Origin of the sequence: Paenisporosarcina quisquiliarum, assembly GCF_027563315.1 — a bacterium.
GTDB classification, from domain to species: Bacteria; Bacillota; Bacilli; order Bacillales_A; family Planococcaceae; genus Paenisporosarcina; species Paenisporosarcina quisquiliarum.
In genome coordinates this window covers 1,787-4,712 of the sequence record NZ_JAMKBJ010000025.1, presented here as the reverse complement: position 1 = coordinate 4,712, position 2,926 = coordinate 1,787, and the positions used below count along the sequence as shown (strand labels likewise).

The 2,926-nt window shown below is 52.2% G+C and carries 1 rRNA gene; it reads right to left on the bottom strand.

Features of this window, described 5'->3' with window-relative positions:
• Positions 1-2,895, bottom strand: a 23S ribosomal RNA gene (locus tag M9R32_RS15945); the annotation flags it as partial.
• Between the last annotated feature and the right edge of the window lie 31 nt (positions 2,896-2,926).

Below are 2,926 nucleotides of genomic sequence, written 5' to 3'. Positions count from 1 at the left end.
CACACGTCACCGCGCTTCCACCTCGAACCTATCTACCTCATCGTCTTTGAGGGATCTTACTTACTTGCGTAATGGGAAATCTCATCTTGAGGGGGGCTTCATGCTTAGATGCTTTCAGCACTTATCCCGGCCACACATAGCTACCCAGCGATGCTCTTGGCAGAACAACTGGTACACCAGCGGTGTGTCCATCCCGGTCCTCTCGTACTAAGGACAGCTCCTCTCAAATTTCCTACGCCCACGACGGATAGGGACCGAACTGTCTCACGACGTTCTGAACCCAGCTCGCGTACCGCTTTAATGGGCGAACAGCCCAACCCTTGGGACCGACTACAGCCCCAGGATGCGATGAGCCGACATCGAGGTGCCAAACCTCCCCGTCGATGTGGACTCTTGGGGGAGATAAGCCTGTTATCCCCGGGGTAGCTTTTATCCGTTGAGCGATGGCCCTTCCATGCGGAACCACCGGATCACTAAGCCCGTCTTTCGACCCTGCTCGACTTGTAGGTCTCGCAGTCAAGCTCCCTTCTGCCTTTACACTCTACGAATGATTTCCAACCATTCTGAGGGAACCTTTGGGCGCCTCCGTTACACTTTAGGAGGCGACCGCCCCAGTCAAACTGCCCGCCTGACACTGTCTCCTGCCCCGCTAAGGGGCAAGGGTTAGAAGTTCAATACAACCAGGGTAGTATCCCACCGACGCCTCCTCCGAAGCTGGCGCTCCGGGATCTCAGGCTCCTACCTATCCTGTACAAGTTGTACCAAAATTCAATATCAGGCTACAGTAAAGCTCCACGGGGTCTTTCCGTCCTGTCGCGGGTAACCTGCATCTTCACAGGTACTATAATTTCACCGAGTCTCTCGTTGAGACAGTGCCCAGATCGTTACGCCTTTCGTGCGGGTCGGAACTTACCCGACAAGGAATTTCGCTACCTTAGGACCGTTATAGTTACGGCCGCCGTTTACTGGGGCTTCAATTCGCACCTTCGCTTGCGCTAAGCACTCCTCTTAACCTTCCAGCACCGGGCAGGCGTCAGCCCCTATACGTCACCTTACGGTTTTGCAGAGACCTGTGTTTTTGCTAAACAGTCGCCTGGGCCTATTCACTGCGGCTCTCTCGGGCTTTAACACCCTAATAGAGCACCCCTTCTCCCGAAGTTACGGGGTCATTTTGCCGAGTTCCTTAACGAGAGTTCTCTCGCTCACCTTAGGATTCTCTCCTCGACTACCTGTGTCGGTTTGCGGTACGGGCACCTTCCACCTCGTTAGAGGCTTTTCTTGGCAGTGTGAAATCAGGAACTCAGACCTAATGGTCCTTGTCATCACAGCTCAACGTTATAGGAACGGGATTTGCCTCATTCCACGCCTCACTGCTTGAACGTACATAACCAACAGTACGCTTACCCTATCCTTCTGCGTCCCCCCATTACTCAAACGGTGGAGTGGTGGTACAGGAATATCAACCTGTTGTCCATCGCCTACGCCTATCGGCCTCGGCTTAGGTCCCGACTAACCCTGAGCGGACGAGCCTTCCTCAGGAAACCTTAGTCATTCGGTGGACGGGATTCTCACCCGTCTTTCGCTACTCATACCGGCATTCTCACTTCTAAGCGCTCCACCAGTCCTTCCGGTCTAGCTTCAACGCCCTTAGAACGCTCTCCTACCACGGATTCCATACGGAATCCATCCACAGCTTCGGTGAATTGTTTAGCCCCGATACATTTTCGGCGCAGCGTCACTCGACCAGTGAGCTATTACGCACTCTTTAAATGATGGCTGCTTCTAAGCCAACATCCTGGTTGTCTAAGCAACGCCACATCCTTTTCCACTTAACAATTACTTGGGGACCTTAGCTGGTGGTCTGGGCTGTTTCCCTCTTGACTACGGATCTTATCACTCGCAGTCTGACTCCCAATTATAAATCTCTGGCATTCGGAGTTTGTCTGAATTCGGTAACCCGGGATGGGCCCCTAGTCCAAACAGTGCTCTACCTCCAGGATTCTCAAAATTGAGGCTAGCCCTAAAGCTATTTCGGAGAGAACCAGCTATCTCCAGGTTCGATTGGAATTTCTCCGCTACCCACACCTCATCCCCGCACTTTTCAACGTGCGTGGGTTCGGGCCTCCAGTAAGTGTTACCTTACCTTCACCCTGGACATGGGTAGATCACCTGGTTTCGGGTCTACAACTACATACTCTATCGCCCTATTCAGACTCGCTTTCGCTGCGGCTCCGCCTTCTCAGCTTAACCTTGCATGCAATCGTAACTCGCCGGTTCATTCTACAAAAGGCACGCTATCACCCATTAACGGGCTCTAACTACTTGTAGGCACACGGTTTCAGGATCTCTTTCACTCCCCTTCCGGGGTGCTTTTCACCTTTCCCTCACGGTACTGGTTCACTATCGGTCACTAGGTAGTATTTAGCCTTGGGAGATGGTCCTCCCAGATTCCGACGGAATTTCACGTGTTCCGCCGTACTCAGGATCCACTCAGGAGAGAACGAACTTTCGACTACAGGGCTTTTACCTGCTGCGGCGGACCTTTCCAGATCGCTTCGTCTAACTCGTTCCTTTGTAACTCCGTATTGAGTGTCCTACAACCCCAAGAAGCAAGCTTCTTGGTTTGGGCTCTTCCCGTTTCGCTCGCCGCTACTCAGGGAATCGAATTTCTTTCTCTTCCTCCAGGTACTTAGATGTTTCAGTTCCCTGGGTGTGCCACGGATGCGCTATGTATTCACGCAAACGTACTGCTCGATTAAAAACAGTGGGTTTCCCCATTCGGAAATCTCCGGATCAAAGCTTACTTACAGCTCCCCGAAGCATATCGGTGTTAGTACCGTCCTTCATCGGCTCCTAGTGCCAAGGCATTCACCGTGCGCCCTTATTAACTTAACCTAAAAGTTAAAAAGTTCTTACGCATACAACC